Origin of the sequence: Dactylosporangium darangshiense (assembly GCF_039537565.1) — a bacterium.
Lineage (GTDB): Bacteria > Actinomycetota > Actinomycetes > Mycobacteriales > Micromonosporaceae > Dactylosporangium > Dactylosporangium darangshiense.
The window spans coordinates 365,120-379,275 of the sequence record NZ_BAABAT010000004.1 but is presented as its reverse complement, the minus strand read 5'-3'; the positions used below and the strand labels follow the sequence as shown (position 1 = coordinate 379,275).

15 protein-coding genes are annotated in these 14,156 nt (G+C 71.5%); 3 read left to right on the top strand and 12 right to left on the bottom strand.

Annotated features, from left to right (window positions below; all coding sequences use genetic code 11):
• Positions 1 to 13: 13 nt before the first annotated feature.
• Positions 14 to 844, top strand: coding sequence for a putative RNA methyltransferase (locus ABD901_RS11635; RefSeq protein ID WP_345124314.1), 831 nt, complete (start codon positions 14 to 16; stop codon positions 842 to 844).
• A gap of 47 nt (positions 845 to 891) precedes the next feature.
• On the opposite strand, the gene ABD901_RS11630 is transcribed toward ABD901_RS11635, so the two are convergent.
• The 8 genes from ABD901_RS11630 to ABD901_RS11595 all read right to left on the bottom strand — a co-directional run bounded on the left by ABD901_RS11630 (position 892) and on the right by ABD901_RS11595 (position 9,256).
• Positions 892 to 1,575 (bottom strand): DUF4272 domain-containing protein, encoded by a 684-nt coding sequence (locus ABD901_RS11630; RefSeq protein ID WP_345124309.1) that lies wholly within the window; start codon positions 1,573 to 1,575, stop codon positions 892 to 894.
• A 37-nt stretch (positions 1,576 to 1,612) separates the two neighbouring features.
• A complete protein-coding gene (locus ABD901_RS11625) occupies positions 1,613 to 2,890 on the bottom strand; it encodes a thymidine phosphorylase (protein ID WP_345124307.1) in 1,278 nt (425 codons plus the stop codon).
• On the bottom strand, positions 2,887 to 3,606 hold the full coding sequence (locus ABD901_RS11620) for a cytidine deaminase (RefSeq protein WP_345124304.1): 720 nt from the start codon (positions 3,604 to 3,606) through the stop codon (positions 2,887 to 2,889). The genes ABD901_RS11625 and ABD901_RS11620 overlap by 4 nt, the downstream gene beginning before the upstream one ends.
• A 26-nt stretch (positions 3,607 to 3,632) precedes the next feature.
• On the bottom strand, positions 3,633 to 4,892 hold the full coding sequence (locus ABD901_RS11615) for an ABC transporter permease (RefSeq protein ID WP_345124302.1): 1,260 nt from the start codon (positions 4,890 to 4,892) through the stop codon (positions 3,633 to 3,635).
• Positions 4,889 to 6,058 (bottom strand): ABC transporter permease, encoded by a 1,170-nt coding sequence (locus tag ABD901_RS11610; RefSeq protein ID WP_345124299.1) that lies wholly within the window; start codon positions 6,056 to 6,058, stop codon positions 4,889 to 4,891. Before ABD901_RS11610 ends, ABD901_RS11615 begins: the two co-directional genes overlap by 4 nt.
• Entirely contained in the window at positions 6,055 to 7,587 is a 1,533-nt protein-coding gene (locus tag ABD901_RS11605; protein WP_345124297.1) for an ABC transporter ATP-binding protein, read from the bottom strand. The genes ABD901_RS11610 and ABD901_RS11605 overlap by 4 nt, the downstream gene beginning before the upstream one ends.
• Before the next feature lie 69 nt (positions 7,588 to 7,656).
• The gene (locus ABD901_RS11600; RefSeq protein ID WP_345124294.1) at positions 7,657 to 8,718 is read right to left on the bottom strand and encodes a BMP family lipoprotein; all 1,062 of its coding nucleotides are present in this window, start codon (positions 8,716 to 8,718) and stop codon (positions 7,657 to 7,659) included.
• A 190-nt stretch (positions 8,719 to 8,908) separates the two neighbouring features.
• The gene (locus ABD901_RS11595) at positions 8,909 to 9,256 is read right to left on the bottom strand and encodes a hypothetical protein (RefSeq protein ID WP_345124292.1); all 348 of its coding nucleotides are present in this window, start codon (positions 9,254 to 9,256) and stop codon (positions 8,909 to 8,911) included.
• 58 nt (positions 9,257 to 9,314) lie between these two features.
• On the opposite strand from ABD901_RS11595, the gene ABD901_RS11590 reads away from it, so the two are divergent.
• Together ABD901_RS11590 and ABD901_RS11585 are read left to right on the top strand one after the other, a co-directional pair.
• Positions 9,315 to 10,229: a MerR family transcriptional regulator gene (locus ABD901_RS11590; protein ID WP_345124290.1), complete on the top strand. Its 915-nt coding sequence runs from the start codon at positions 9,315 to 9,317 to the stop codon at positions 10,227 to 10,229.
• 10 nt (positions 10,230 to 10,239) lie between these two features.
• A complete protein-coding gene (locus tag ABD901_RS11585; RefSeq protein WP_345124288.1) occupies positions 10,240 to 11,025 on the top strand; it encodes a GntR family transcriptional regulator in 786 nt (261 codons plus the stop codon).
• 86 nt (positions 11,026 to 11,111) lie between these two features.
• Here ABD901_RS11585 and ABD901_RS11580 read toward each other — a convergent pair whose 3' ends face one another.
• From ABD901_RS11580 to trpS, 4 genes are read right to left on the bottom strand one after another with little or no spacing between them, the layout of a single operon-like run.
• Positions 11,112 to 11,525, bottom strand: a complete 414-nt coding sequence (locus ABD901_RS11580; RefSeq protein WP_345124286.1) for a hypothetical protein — start codon at positions 11,523 to 11,525, stop codon at positions 11,112 to 11,114.
• 8 nt (positions 11,526 to 11,533) lie between these two features.
• A complete protein-coding gene (locus tag ABD901_RS11575; protein WP_345124283.1) occupies positions 11,534 to 12,556 on the bottom strand; it encodes a YihY/virulence factor BrkB family protein in 1,023 nt (340 codons plus the stop codon).
• A 3-nt stretch (positions 12,557 to 12,559) separates the two neighbouring features.
• Positions 12,560 to 13,087, bottom strand: a complete 528-nt coding sequence (locus ABD901_RS11570) for a 2'-5' RNA ligase family protein (protein ID WP_345124281.1) — start codon at positions 13,085 to 13,087, stop codon at positions 12,560 to 12,562.
• A 1-nt stretch (position 13,088) separates the two neighbouring features.
• Positions 13,089 to 14,114 (bottom strand): tryptophan--tRNA ligase, encoded by a 1,026-nt coding sequence (trpS, locus tag ABD901_RS11565; protein ID WP_345124279.1) that lies wholly within the window; start codon positions 14,112 to 14,114, stop codon positions 13,089 to 13,091.
• Positions 14,115 to 14,156 lie beyond the last annotated feature (42 nt).

Below are 14,156 nucleotides of genomic sequence, written 5' to 3'. Positions count from 1 at the left end.
CGACACTAGTGCTGTGCACCCGTCCGTCATCACACATCTGCGCTGTCCGGTATGCCGCGAGTCGCTGTCGCCCGCCGAGCGGGCACTGCGCTGCGCGCGGGGGCACTCGTTCGACATCGCCCGGCAGGGTTACGTGGACCTGACCGCCGGCCGCGCCGCCCACACCGGCGACACGCCGGAGATGGTGGCGGCCCGCGAGTCGTTGCTGGCGGCCGGCCATTTCGAGCCCCTGGCCGCGGCGATCGCCGAGGAGGCGGCCGGGCCGGGGCTCGTCGTGGAGGTCGGTGCCGGCACGGCGCACTATCTGGCGCGATATGTTCGCCGGAACGGAAATGTCGGGCTCGCCATCGACACCTCGAAGGCCGCCCTGCGCCGCGCGGCCCGGGCCGATGAGCGCATCGGCGCGGTCCGGGCCGACATCTGGCAGGGCCTGCCCATCGCCGACGGCGCCGCCACCGCGATCCTGGACGTCTTCGCACCGCGATCGGGTCCGGAGTTCGCCCGCGTGCTGCGCCCCGACGGCCGCCTGATCGTCGCCACGCCCGGCGAGGGCCACCTGGCCGAGCTGGTCGACGCCCTGGGCCTGATCCGGGTGGATCCGGCCAAACGGGAGCGTTTGCACAAAAGCCTGAATCCCGCGTTGGTACTCGCGGCAGCCCGCCGCATACGCACGGCCCTCGCCCTGACGCGCGCCGACGCGCACGCCCTCGTCGGCATGGGCCCGAGCGCGTGGCACACCGATCCGGCCGCGATCGCCCGCGCACTCGAGGCGATGCCCGAGCCGATCGCCGCGACCCTGGACGTGGACCTGACGGTGTGGCAATTGCCCCGTCCAAATGTATAAGTCGGATAAGTCGGGATGCGCCAGCATCCTGACTTATCCGGGCGCGACTACGTCGAGAGGTCCACCTGCTCCCAGCCGGGCGCGGCGCCGTGGTACGGGCCGGCGAAGACCACCGCCCACTCCAGGGCCCAGCGGCGCTGGCCCGTCGTGTTCGAGTCGGCCTGGCCCGGAAGCGGCAGGCCGGCGCGCTCGGCCTCCAGGATCGAGCGATCCAGGCAGTAATACAGGTCCAGCTGCTGCGCGGCGGCGACCGCGGAGCGCGGCGCGGCCAGGGTGCGGCGGCGCCAGGCGTCGAAGCTCTCGCCCTGCACCAGGTTGGGCAGGCGCTCCATCAGGCCGTCCGCGGCGCAGCGCAGCAGCGGGTCGAGGTCCATCGCGATGCCGAGCAGCCAGGACAGGGCGAACAGCGCCTCCACGTGCAGCGCGAAGGAGCGCTCGTCGCCGACGCCGTCGGCGACGAACTGCCACTCCGGCGGGGTAAGCCGATCGATGAGCCGCGCCTCGGCCAGCCACTGCACGGCGAGCTCCGGCGGCATGCCGTGCGCGCGGGCCAGCACCACGTTCAGGCACGCGGCACGGGCCTCGATCTCGCCGCCGGGGCGCAGCTCGACCTGGTCACCGGGCTCCCAGACCAGCGGGAAGTCCGGCGGGGGTAGTGGCAGCCGCAGGCGGTGCAGCTGCTCGATGCTCGCCTCCCGCACCCGCTGCGGATCCGGCGCCGTGACGCTCACCCGCGCACAATAGCCAACCGCCTTCAGTGGCCGTACATCAGGAGATCCGGTCGAGGATCAAGGGCCGCTTGGGCGGCGGCGTCTCGGCGACGGTGACCGCGCCGCGGGCCACCTCCAGGGCGGCGGGCAGCTTCGCGGCGTCCTCGGCGCGCAGCTCCATGAGCACGTCGCCGGCCTTGACCGCCTCGCCCGGCTTGCGGCGCAGCATGATGCCGGCCGAGGCGCTCACCGGGTCCTCCTTGCGCGCGCGGCCAGCGCCGAGGCGCCAGGCGGCCACGCCGACGGCGTAGGCGTCCATGGAGGCCACGAAGCCGTCCGCGTCCGCGACGATCGTCTCGGCCTCGTTGGCGACGGGCAGGGGCGCGTCCGGGTCGCCCCCCTGCGCGCGCACCAGCGCCCGCCAGGAGTCCATGGCCCGGCCGTCGGCGATCGCGTCCTGCGGGTCGGCGTCGCCGAGGCCGACGGCGTCGAGCATCTCCCGGGCCAGGGCGAGGGTGAGCGCGACGACGTCCTGCGGCCCGCCGCCGGCGAGGACCTCCAGGGACTCCTCGACCTCGATCGAGTGCCCGACGGCCCGGCCCAGCGGGACCTCCATGTCGGTGAGCAGGGCGACCGTGGTGACGCCGTGCGCCTTGCCGAGCTCGACCATGGTGCGGGCCAGCTCGCGGGCGTCGGCGACCTGGCGCATGAAGGCGCCGGAGCCGAACTTGACGTCGAGCACGAGCGCGGAGGTGCCCTCGGCGATCTTCTTGCTCATGATGGAGCTGGCGATCAGCGGGATGGCCTCGACGGTGCCGGTGACGTCGCGCAGGGCGTAGAGCTTGCGGTCGGCCGGCGCCAGGCCCTCGCCGGCGGCGCAGATGGCCGCGCCGACGGTGCGCAGCTGCTCGACGAACTCCTCGTTGGACAGGTGCGTGCCGAAGCCGCGCACCGCCTCCAGCTTGTCCAGCGTGCCGCCGGTGTGGCCGAGGCCGCGGCCGGACAGCTGCGGTACGGCGGCACCGCACGCGGCCACGAGCGGCGTCAGCGGCAGCGTGATCTTGTCGCCGACGCCGCCGGTCGAGTGCTTGTCGACCGTCGGGCGCCCGACCTTGGACAGGTCCAGCCGCTCCCCCGAGGCGATCATCGCCGCGGTCCAGCGAGCGATCTCACCCGGCGTCATGCCGTTGAGCAGGATCGCCATCGCCAGCGCCGACATCTGCTCGTCGGCGACCTCGCCGCGGGTGTACGCGGCGACGACCCAGTCGATCTGCTCGTCGCTCAGCACGCCCCTGTCGCGCTTGGCCCGGATGACGTCCACGGCCGCGAAGCTCATCGGGTGCTCCAGTCTCGTTCGATGCCGGCCGGGCGGGGGGTGTCCCCGGCCCAGCTCGCGGTGCCTTGCGCGTCGACGACCACGACCCGCGGTGTGCGGATGCGGCCCCATTCGACCGCCTCGGCGGTGGTGGCGAAGGTGGGTCCCTCCTCCAGGATGCCCGCCGGCTCGTCGTCGCCGGTGCCGGACGAGCGCTCCCAGTACGACGTCCAGACCTGCCGGCCGTCGGCGATGTCCGGGTGCACGAACACCGTGCCGCTGCCGACCTTGAGCGCGAGCGCGGCCGGGACGGCGGGGCGGCGGTCCCGCTCGCCGCGCTCGGCGGCGATGCGGTCGAGGTCGCCCTCGTCGAAGGCGTGCGGCAGCAGCGCCGACATCGGCACCGGGCCGCTTGCGTGGTCGATGAGCAGCGCCGCGCCGCCGTGCTCCCACAGCAGCTGCCGGCAGCGCCCGCACGGCATGAGCGGGCGGCCGTCGGCGTCCACGCAGGCCAGCGCCACCAGCCGGCCCCCGCCGGTGACCTGCAGGTTGGAAACCAGGCCGCACTCGGCGCACAGGCCGAGGCCGTAGGAGGCGTTCTCGACGTTGCAGCCGACCACGACCCGGCCGTCGTCGACGAGCGCCGCCGCGCCGACCGGGAACTTCGAGTAGGGGGCGTAGGCCCGTTCCATAGCGGTGATGGCCGCGCTTCGCAGCGCGGCCCATTCGATGTTCACCGTTCCAGTCTGCCCTCTCAGCCCTCTCACCCTCCGCGGCGATAGGGCTTGCCGTCGGCCGCGGGCGGGCGCAGGCGCTGCGCGGCCAGGGCGAGCACCACCAGCACCGTGATGTACGGCGCGGCCTGCACCAGCGCCGTGGGGATCTTGTCGACGGCGAAGAAGATGACGTACGACAGGACGCCCAGCACCGCCGAGGCGATCGCGACCACGCGGTTGCGCCGGATCGTCTCCCACACCGCCAGGGCCAGCAACAGCGCGCCGACCAGGATGAGCAGCGCGTGCACCGACTCGGAGCCGCGGCGCAGCTGCAGGGCGTCGGTGTAGCCGAACAGCGAGGCGCCCAGTGCCAGGCCGCCCGGGCGCCAGTTGCCGAAGATCATCGCGGCGAGGCCGATGTAGCCGCGGCCGCCGGTCTGGCCCTCCCGGTAGATCACCGAGCTGACCGTCGACAGGAACACGCCGCCGAGGCCGGCCATCGCGCCGGAGATCACGACGCCGTAGTACTTGTACCGGTACACGTTGATGCCGAGGCTCTCCGCCGCCTGCGGGTCCTCGCCGACCGAGCGCACGCGCAGGCCGAACGAGGTGCGCCACAGCAGCAGCCAGGTCAGCGGGATCAGCAGCACCGCCAGGATCGTCACCACCGACACGTCGACCAGCAGGCCGCGCAGGATGCCGGCCAGGTCGCTGATCAGGAACCAGTGGTGCTTCTCCAGGGAGGCCAGGCTGTCCACGCCCGGCACGGAGACCCGCGGCAGCGGCTTGACGGTCGGCGACTGGGTCGGCCCGGCGCCGGGTGTGCCGTTCCACGCCAGGAAGGAGAGGTACCGCGCGACGCCGGGCGCCAGGATCGTCATCGCCACGCCGGAGATGATGTGGTCGACGCCGAAGGTCACGGTGGCCAGGGCGTGGATGAGCCCGCCGAGCGCGCCGCCGAGGATGCCCAGCGCGAGGCCGGCCCACGGGCCGTACTCGATGCTGCCCCAGGCGCCGAACCAGGTGCCCAGGATCATCTGCCCCTCGAGGCCGATGTTGACCACGCCGGCCCGCTCGGCCCACAGCCCGCCGAGGCCGGCGAGGCCCAGCGGGATGGCCGCCTGCAACGCGGCCTGGATGGCACCCTGCGAGGTGACGTCGTCGGCGCCGGTGAGCAGGTGCACCAGCGACAGGCCGATGAGCACGCCCGAGATGATCAGCAGGATCCGCGCGGTGCCCAGGCGGCGCCGTTTGGGCGCCTCGGGCGTGCCCGACGCGGCGGTCGAGAGCATGGCGTCGGTGCTCACTTGGACTCCTCAGTGGCCGTGGCCAGCGGTGCCGCGGTGGCCGGTGCCGCAGTGGCCGCGCCGACGCGTTGCTGCTGCGCGCGGCGGCCGATGCGCGTGGCCAGCTCGTAGGCGATGACCACGGACAGCACGGCGACGCCCTGCATGATCAGGACGATCTCCTTCGGGATGCCGTCGAGGTCGAGGATCAGCTGGGAGCGGGCCAGGAAGCCCCAGAGGATCGCGCCGAGCGCCATGCCGACCGGGTGGTTGCGGCCCAGCAGCGCCACGGCGATGCCGGTGAAGCCGATGCCGCCGAAGCCCTCGGTGTACGTATGGCTCTCACCGAGCATCCGGGGCAGGTTGACCAGGCCGGCGATCGCGCCCGAGATGACCATCGCGGTGATGATCATCTTTTTGGCGTTGACGCCGCTGGCACTGGCCGCGAACGGGTTGTAGCCGGTGGCCCGCAGGTCGAAGCCGAAGCGGGTGCGGTTGATCGTGAACCAGTACGCGATGCCCAGGACGACCGAGATGACCAGGAAGCCCAGGACCTTCTGGTCGGTGCCGGAGATGATCGGCAGGCCGGGCATCCAGGAGTTCGCCGGCAGGATGCCGGTGGTCTTGATCTGCGCGCCCGGCTCCTGCACGCCCCAATGGTCGTTGAGCAGCCAGGTCACGACCAGCGCGCCGATGGAGTTGAGCATCAGCGTGGAGATCACCTCGCTGACCCCGCGCTGGGTCTTGAGCAGCGCCGCGATCGAGGCCCAGGCCGCGCCGACGAGCATCGCCACCACGATGATGAGCGCGATGCGCAGCGGGCCGGGCATCCAGCTCATGAACGAGGCGCTGGCCAGCGCGCCGGCCATGAACGCGCCGATCTTGGACTGGCCCTCGACGCCGATGTTGAACAGGCCCATCTTGAAGCCGATGGCGACCGCGACGGCGGCGATGTAGTACTCGCTCGCCTTGTTCAGGATCTCCACCTGCGAGTCCGGCGTGATGCCGAAGTGGTACATGTCGGTGAAGGCCTGCACCGGGTCCTTGTCGCTGATGAGCAGCGCGACGGAGGAGATCGCGGCGGCCAGCAGCAGCGCGGCGACGGGCGCCACGAGCTGCGGCACCAGCTTGGCCGGGTCGATGCGCCGCCAGAACGGCGGCGGTGCGGTGGTGGTGGCCGAAGTCACTCGGTCGCCTCCTCGGTCGAGTCATCGATGGAGGCGCCGGTCATGGCGACGCCGAGCTGCTCGGGCGTGACCGTCGCCGGGTCGGCCTCGGCGACCAATCGGCCGCCGTAGATCACCTTGAGGGAGTCGGACAGGCCGATGAGCTCGTCGAGGTCGGCCGAGATCAGCAGCACGCCCATGCCGGCGATGCGGGCGTTGCGGATGTGATCCCAGATGGCGGCCTGCGCGCCGACGTCGACGCCGCGGGTCGGGTGCGCGGCGATGAGCACCTTGGGCTCGTGGCTCATCTCGCGCCCGACGATCAGCTTCTGCTGGTTGCCGCCGGACAGCGCCACCGCGGCCACGTCGATGCTGGGTGTGCGCACGTCGTACTGCTCGACGATGCGCTGGGTGTCGCGGCGGGCCCCGCCGACGTCGATGAGGAAGCCGCGGGCGTTGGGCCGCTCGGTCTGGTGCCCGAGGATCCGGTTCTCCCACAGCGGCGCGTCCAGCAGCAGGCCCTGGCGGTGGCGGTCCTCCGGCACGTAGCCGATGCCGGCCTCGCGGCGGCGGCGGGTCGACCAGGCGGAGACGTCCTCGCCGCCGAGCAGGATCGTGCCGGTCGCCGGGCGCACGCCGAGGATGGCCTCGGCGAGCTCGGCCTGGCCGTTGCCCTCGACGCCGGCGATGCCGACGACCTCGCCGCGGTGGATGGTGAAGGTCGCGTTGTCCACGACCGGGCGGCCCTCCGCGCCGAGGACCGTCAGCCCCGACACGACCAGGGCGGGCTCGTCGGTGACGGTCGACTCGCGCGCCTCCGGGCTGGGCAGCTCGCTGCCGACCATGAGCGTGGCCAGCTGGCGGGCGGTCACGTCGGACGGCTTGACCGAGGCGACGGTGGTGCCGCGGCGGATGACCGTGATGTCGTCGGCCACCCCGCGCACCTCGTCGAGCTTGTGCGAGATGAACAGGACGGTCAGGCCCTCGCGGATGAGCTCGCGCAGGTTGCCGAAGAGCTCGTCGACCTCCTGCGGCACGAGCACCGCGGTCGGCTCGTCCAGGATGAGGATCCGGGCGCCGCGGTAAAGCACCTTGAGGATCTCCACGCGCTGGCGGTCGCCGACGCCGAGGTTCTCCACCAGCTCGTCGGGGCGCACGCCCAGGCCGTACCGCTGCGAAATCTCTTGGATCTTGGCTTTTGCCCCGGCACCGATGCCGTGCAGCTTCTCGGCGCCGAGCACCACGTTCTCGGTGACCGTGAAGTTGTCGGCGAGCATGAAGTGCTGGTGCACCATGCCGATGCCGACCTCGATCGCGCCCTGCGGCGAGGAGAAGCGCACGGGCCGCCCGTCGATGACGATCTCGCCCTCGTCCGGGGGCTGCATGCCGTACAGGATCTTCATCAGGGTCGACTTGCCGGCGCCGTTCTCACCGACGATCGCGTGGATCGTGCCCTTGCGGACGGTGAGGTTGACGTCGGAGTTGGCCACGACGCCGGGGAACCTCTTGGTGATCCCCTTCAGTTCGACGGCGGGCGGATCCGCGGTCATCCAGGCTCCTCTAACAGATGATGGCGGGGGGACCGGTTCGCGATCCCCCCGCCTGAAGTCATCCGATACTTACTTGGTAGGTACGGTGACCTTACCCGACACGATGTCGGCCTTGGCCGCGTCGAGCTTGTCCTTGATGTCGTCGACCTGGCCACCGGAGGTGGCGTAGCCCACGCCGTCGACCTTGAGGTCGAAGATGGTGGCGCCGGCCTTGAAGTTGCCCGCGGCGAAGTCCTTGACGAAGTTGAACACCGCGTTGTCGACGCGCTTGAGCATCGAGGTCATGATGACCGGCTTGAGCGACGCGTCGGTAACGGTGTTGTACTGGTCCGAGTCGACGCCGATGGCCAGGGCCTTCTTGTCCTTCGCGGCCTCGAAGACGCCGGTGCCGGAGCCGCCGGCCGCCGCGTAGACGATGTCCGCGCCCTGGTCGTACATGCCGCTGGCCGCCGTCTTACCGCCGGCCGGGTCGTTGAAGCCCTTGCAGGCCTCGGCCGGGGTCGACAGGTAGTTGGTCAGCACCTTGATGTCGGCCTTGGTGGCCTTGGCGCCCGCGGTGAAGCCGGCCTCGAACTTCTTGATCAGGTCGACCTGGCAGCCGCCGATGAAGCCGACGGTGCCCTTCTTCGACTTGAGGGCGGCCGCGACGCCGACCAGGTAGGAGCCCTGCTCCTCGGCGAAGGTCAGGTCGGCCACGTTGTCGGCCGTGGTGCCGCCGTCGACGATCGCGAACTTGGTGTTCGGGCAGTCCTTGGCGGCGCGCGCGAGCGGGCCGTTCTTGGCGTCGGCGCCGTCGTAGACGAAGCCGACGGCGATGACCGGGTTGTAGCCGCTGGTGCACAGCAGCTTCAGCCGCGAGTACTTGTCGTTCTCGCTCTCGCCGGCGACCGCGGCCAGGTCCTTGACCTCGAGGTTGAGGTCGCTCTTGACCTTGTCCAGGCCCGCGGCGGCGGAGTCGTTGAAGGACTTGTCTCCCCGGCCGCCGATGTCGAAGGCGAGGCCGACCTTGACGTTCTTCTTGGCGGGCGCCGCACTGCCGTTGTCACTGCCCGTGCTGCCCTTGTCGTCACCGCAAGCGGCGACCGTACCCAACGCGACAAACGCCACCGCGGCGGCCGCGAGAACCTTCATCCCACGCACTCGGCGCAAGACGGTCTCCCTTCCCAATGCACCGCCCCAACGCGGTGAACCCACCGCGGGAGCGTACGCCCTCGGTGGTGCAGTTCCCGCCTTCGCTGCACGGTTGGGAGGAGTGCGTTATAGGGCCGTGACCAGTCGTGGGTCCCTCTCGCCTCGTGGGATCGATCTTGTAACACCCCAGTTACCGCCAAAACACGGCAACCGCGGCGTTAGCGATCGTTAACCCGACCAATGCCAGGAAATGACCGCGGTTGACCTCGTCGCGCTTGCGCGAGAAAAAGGCCATGGCGAAGATCATGAGCCCGATCACGAGCTTCACGGCGAGCTTCGCGGTGGGCGGTTCGTGCTCGCCGCCGCCACGCAGCGGGGCGGCGAGCCCCAGGCCGGTGACCACCTGGACGATGGCGCCCCAGAGCATGGCCTGGTTGATCCGCAGCTTCCCGGTGAGGTACTGCGCGATCGAGCCGCCCAGCAGCATCGCGAAGCCGATCAGATGGAGGAACAGGAGGGTGAGCCGCAAAGGTTCCACCCGCGCAAGGTAGCGCTCGGTTGACTCTCCAGCCGCTGGAGGGTCCAGGATCGGGTGCATGAACATCGGCGAGCTGTCGCGCCTCACCGGGCTGCCGGTCAAGACGATCCGGTACTACTCGGACGTCGGCCTGGTGCCGGAGGCCGAGCGGTCGCGGTCCGGCTACCGCCGCTACGACCACGCCTCGATCGTCCGGCTGGAGTTCGTCCGCACGCTGCGCGAGCTGGGCTTCGACCTCGCCACGATCCGCCAGGTGCTCGAGCGCGGCACGGACCTGCGCGCGGTGGCGGCCGCGCACGCCGAGGCGCTGGGCGCGCAGATCCGGGTGCTGCGGCTGCGCCGGGCGGCCCTGCGCGCGGTCGCCGGCCGCGAGACCACGCCCGCCGACCTGGAGCGGCTGACGAAGATCGCGCAGGCGAGCGCGGACGAGCGGCGGCGCATCGTCGGCGAGTTCTTCGACAGCATCTTCACCGGCGTCACCGACAGCGACGAGGCCCGAAGCTTCCAGGCCGGGATGCGCAGCGTGTCGGCCGACCTGCCGGACGAGCCGACGGACGAGCAGGTCGACGCCTGGATCGAGCTGGCCGAGATGCTGCGCCAGGAGGACTTCCGCGAGCGGCTGCGCGACATGGGCCGGCGCAGCTTCGCGCCGGGCGTCAAGCGGGTCGTGCCGACTGAGATGCCGGAGATCAAGTGGTTCGTCGACCTGGTCGGCGAGGCGCAGGACCGCGGCGAGGCCGATCCGGCGACGGTCGTCGACGAGGTGATGGCCCGCTGGGCGGAGACGGCCGGGCGGGAGGACTCGCCGGGGCTGCGCGACGAGGTCATCGACGCCCTCGACCGCTCGATCGAGCCGCGGGCCGAGCGCTACTGGCAGCTGATGGCCACGATCAACGGCTGGCCGCCGATCCCGGCCACCATGCACCGGTGGGCGTGGTTCCTTTCGGCCCTCAAGAGCAGCCGGCTTCGCTAGCGTTGATCTCGTGGACGGGGGTGGCGGGGTGCAGTTCGCCGCGGAAGTGGTCGCGGAGCTGCGCCGGCGCATCATCGCCGGCGAACTGCGGCCCGGCCAGTTCATGCCGACCGCGAAGGACGTCATGGCCGAGTTCGACGTCTCGATGGCGATCGCCTACAGCACCTTCAAGATCATGCGGCTGGAGGGCCTGCTCACGAAGGTGAGCGGCAGCTGGGGCTTCCGGGTCACCGAGGACGCCGTCGCGATCGCCACCGGGTGGGAGCCACCGGCGCCGCAGGGCGAGCTGACCCGTTCCCGGCTGGTGCGGGCCGGCATCGAGCTGGCGGACGCGGGCGGGCGCGAGGCCGCGTCGCTGCGGCTCGTCGCGCAGCGGGCCGGCTACGTCACCAACACGATCTACAAATGGGTGCGGGACAAGGCCGACCTGGAGCTGCTCATGGCGGACGGGATCTTCGCCGAGCACCCGCCGCCGGCCTCGCCGGCCGGTAACTGGCGCGCCGAGCTGGAGCTGCTCTGCCGGACGCAGTGGCGGATGTACCGCGGCCACCCCTGGGTCGCCGAGATCGTCTCCTTCAAGCGGCCCGAGCTGTGCCCGCATGTGGCCGCGCACACCGACTGGGCCATGCGGGCGCTGGCGGGCCTCGGCGCGGAGCCGTCCGCCCTGCCCGACCTCGTCACGGCGGCGGCGAGCCTGGTGCGCGGCAGCGCGATGGAGGCCGAGCCCGAGGACGAGCTGTTCGAGTTCGGCCTCCAGCGCCTGCTGGACGGGTTCTCGACGCTCGCGGCATCATGACCGTTTTGTGCGGTTGAGGCAGCGTTTGTGCGGTTGAGGCCGGGCCGATCGCGGGCGCGCCGCGCCGGCCCGGGACATGGGGAAGGTCAGCTGCTGAGCTTGGCGGCGATGCGCGCGAAGCCGGCGCGGATCTCGTCGACCGACGGCGGCTCGTGCGCGTGGTCGTCGTCGCCGTGGTCGTGATCGTGTTCGTATCCGGCGAGCTCCGCGTCCAGCGCCGCCGTCTCCAGGTCCTCGGTCTCGGCCGCCATGCGCGAGGCGGCGATGTCGCCCTGGATCTGCGCGACGGTCACATGCGGCTGCAGCGGCTCCACGACCGCCATCAGCTCCTCATCGGCCACCACGGCCTCGGCGAGGGCGAGCGCGTGCGCCCGCTCGTAGGGGCCGCAGACGACCGGCTCCCACTCCTCCTCCTCGTTCATCGGGCCGAAGGTGATGATCCACGGCAGGGTCAGCGCCGGCGCGTCGGCCGGCAGGTCCAAAGTCACGAGTGCACCCACGGCGCCCATCATGACGGTTCGGGGCGCTCCGCACCCGCCGAACCGCCGGACGGCACGACGTGCGCGGCGATCTCGGCCGCGTGCTCGGTCGTCTCGGCCGCCTGCTCGACCAGCTCGGCGGCCCGCCGGGCGGCCTGCACGTCGGAGCGCGGCGCGCCGCCGGCGAGGTCGACGACCCGGCCGTGCGGGCTGGTGGCGGCGAGCGCGGCGGCGAACAGCAGGAGCTGGTGCAGCAGGTACATGTACAGCAGCAGCCCGATCGTGCCCGCGACCAGCTGGTAGGCCGGGTTGTGCTCGGTGCGGGTGATGTACCACTTCCCCAGCGACTTGAGCAGGCCGAGCCCGACGGCGAACAGCAGCGCCGAGGGCCACAGCCGGCGCAGCGACATGCGCAGCCGGGGCACGCCGAGCAGCAGCGCGGCGCCGAGGAAGACGTCGACCACGCCGGAGAGCAGGGTCGAGGACGCCCGCAGCGCGACCCGTACGGGGTCCTGCCCCATGTCGCCGGCCAGCCAGTACAGCAGCTCCTGCACCCCGGCGAAGATGCCGATCGAGATCAGCAGCAGCAGGCCGAGCGCGACGAGCACCCCGAGGTCGACCAGCCAGCGCACGATGGCGTTGCCCGGGTGCTCCTGCAGCCGCCACAGCGCACGCTGCGAGGAGCGCAGGTTCTCCACCCAGCCGACGCCGGCGATGACCAGGCCGACGAGGGCGAGCAGGCCGATCTGCTGGCTGCCGGCGAAGATCTCGTCGGAGTGCAGCTGCGGCAGGTTGGCCTGCAGGTAGACCTGCACCCGCTCGACCACGAGCTTGTTGCCGCCGAGCACCTGGCCGAGGACGAAGAACAGCACGACCACCATGGCGAACACGGCGAAGAAGCCGTAGTAGGCCGTCGCGGCGGCCAGGCGGACGGCGTCGACGTCGAAGTACCGCTGCTGGGCCCGCCAGACGTGGTCGAACATCCGGGACCGGCGCCGCGCAGCGGCGACCGCGCGATCAAAGCCGGCCTCGAGCCGGTCGAGGGTGCCCACCCCTCAATGGTCCGCTGTGAGGCGGTACTCCGCATGCGGGCGCCAGCGGCCCCCGTCGTCGTGCTCGAACAGCGTGAATCCCCCGACCGCGAACGACGCCTCGTAGCCGGCCAGTTCGGCGAACGCGGCGTCGAGCTGCTCCGGCGGCACGTCGTGCGCCACGGTCACGTGCGGGTGATACGGGAAGCGGGCCGCCGCCCGGATCGGCTCGGCGGCGAGCACCGCCTCGTGCAGCTGCTCGCACTCGCTGATGCCGGCCGCCACCGCCACGAACACCACCTGGGTGACCGGCCGGAACGTGCCCGTGCCGCGCAGCCGCACGGTGAAGGCCGGGTGCTCGCGTGCGACCCGGCACAGGTACGCGTCGATGACGGGCAGGTCCGCCGCGTTCACCTCGGTCGGGCCGAGCAGAGTGACATGAGCCGGCACGTACTCCGCGACCCGGTCACCGGCAGCCAGGCGGGCGGCGGTCAACTCGCCGCCCCACGGCTGCGGGATGTCGATCGCGACGCCGATGGTGGTCTTGTCCACCTCAGTGCGCGGCAGCGCCGGGTGCCAGGAAGCCGATGCGGTCGTACACCGCGCGCAGCGTCGGCGCCGCGACCGCCCGCGCCTTCTCGGCGCCGACGGCGAGCAGCTTGTCCAGCTGCGCCGGGTCGTCGAGGTAGGCGTTGGTGCGCTGCTGGATCGGCTTGACGAACTCGACCACGACCTCGGCGAGGTCCTTCTTGAGGTCGCCGTACCCACGCCCGTCGTACGCCGCGACCAGGTCCTCGATCGACCGCCCGGTCAGCGCCGCGTAGATGGTGAGCAGGTTGGACACGCCGGGCTTGTTCGCCTGGTCGAAGACGATCTCGCGGCCGGTGTCGGTGACCGCGGACTTGATCTTCTTGGCGATCCGGGCCGGCTCCTCCAGCAGCTCGACCAGGCCGTTCGCGGTCGAGGCCGACTTCGACATCTTCGCCGTCGGCTCCTGCAGGTCGGTGATCTTGGCCGTGTCCTTGATGATGAAGGGCGCGGGGACCGTGAACGTCTGGCCGAACGTGGTGTTGAAGCGCTGCGCCAGGTCGCGCGTGAGCTCCAGGTGCTGGCGCTGGTCCTCGCCGACCGGCACGGCGTCCGCGTGGTACAGCAGGATGTCCGCCGCCTGCAGGACCGGGTAGGTGAACAGCCCGACGCTGGTGCGGTCGGCGCCCTGCTTGGCCGACTTGTCCTTGAACTGGGTCATCCGGCTGGCCTCGCCGAAGCCGGTGATGCAGTTCATCACCCAGCCGAGCTGCGCGTGCTCGGGCACGTGGCTCTGCACGAACAGCGTGCACTGCTCCGGGTCGAGCCCGACGGCGAGCAGCTGGGCGGCGCTCACCCGGGTGCGCTTACGCAGCAGCACCGGGTCGTGACCCATGGTGATCGCGTGCAGATCGACCACGCAATAAAAGGTGTCGTGCGTCTCCTGCATGGCCACCCAGTTGCGCAAGGCACCCAGATAGTTGCCCAAGTGGAACGAGTCGGCGGTGGGCTGAATCCCGGAAAGCACCCGGGGCCGGGCGGGAGACGACATGCCGCCATTCTGTCAGGCGCAACCGTGGGGTCCACACAGGCG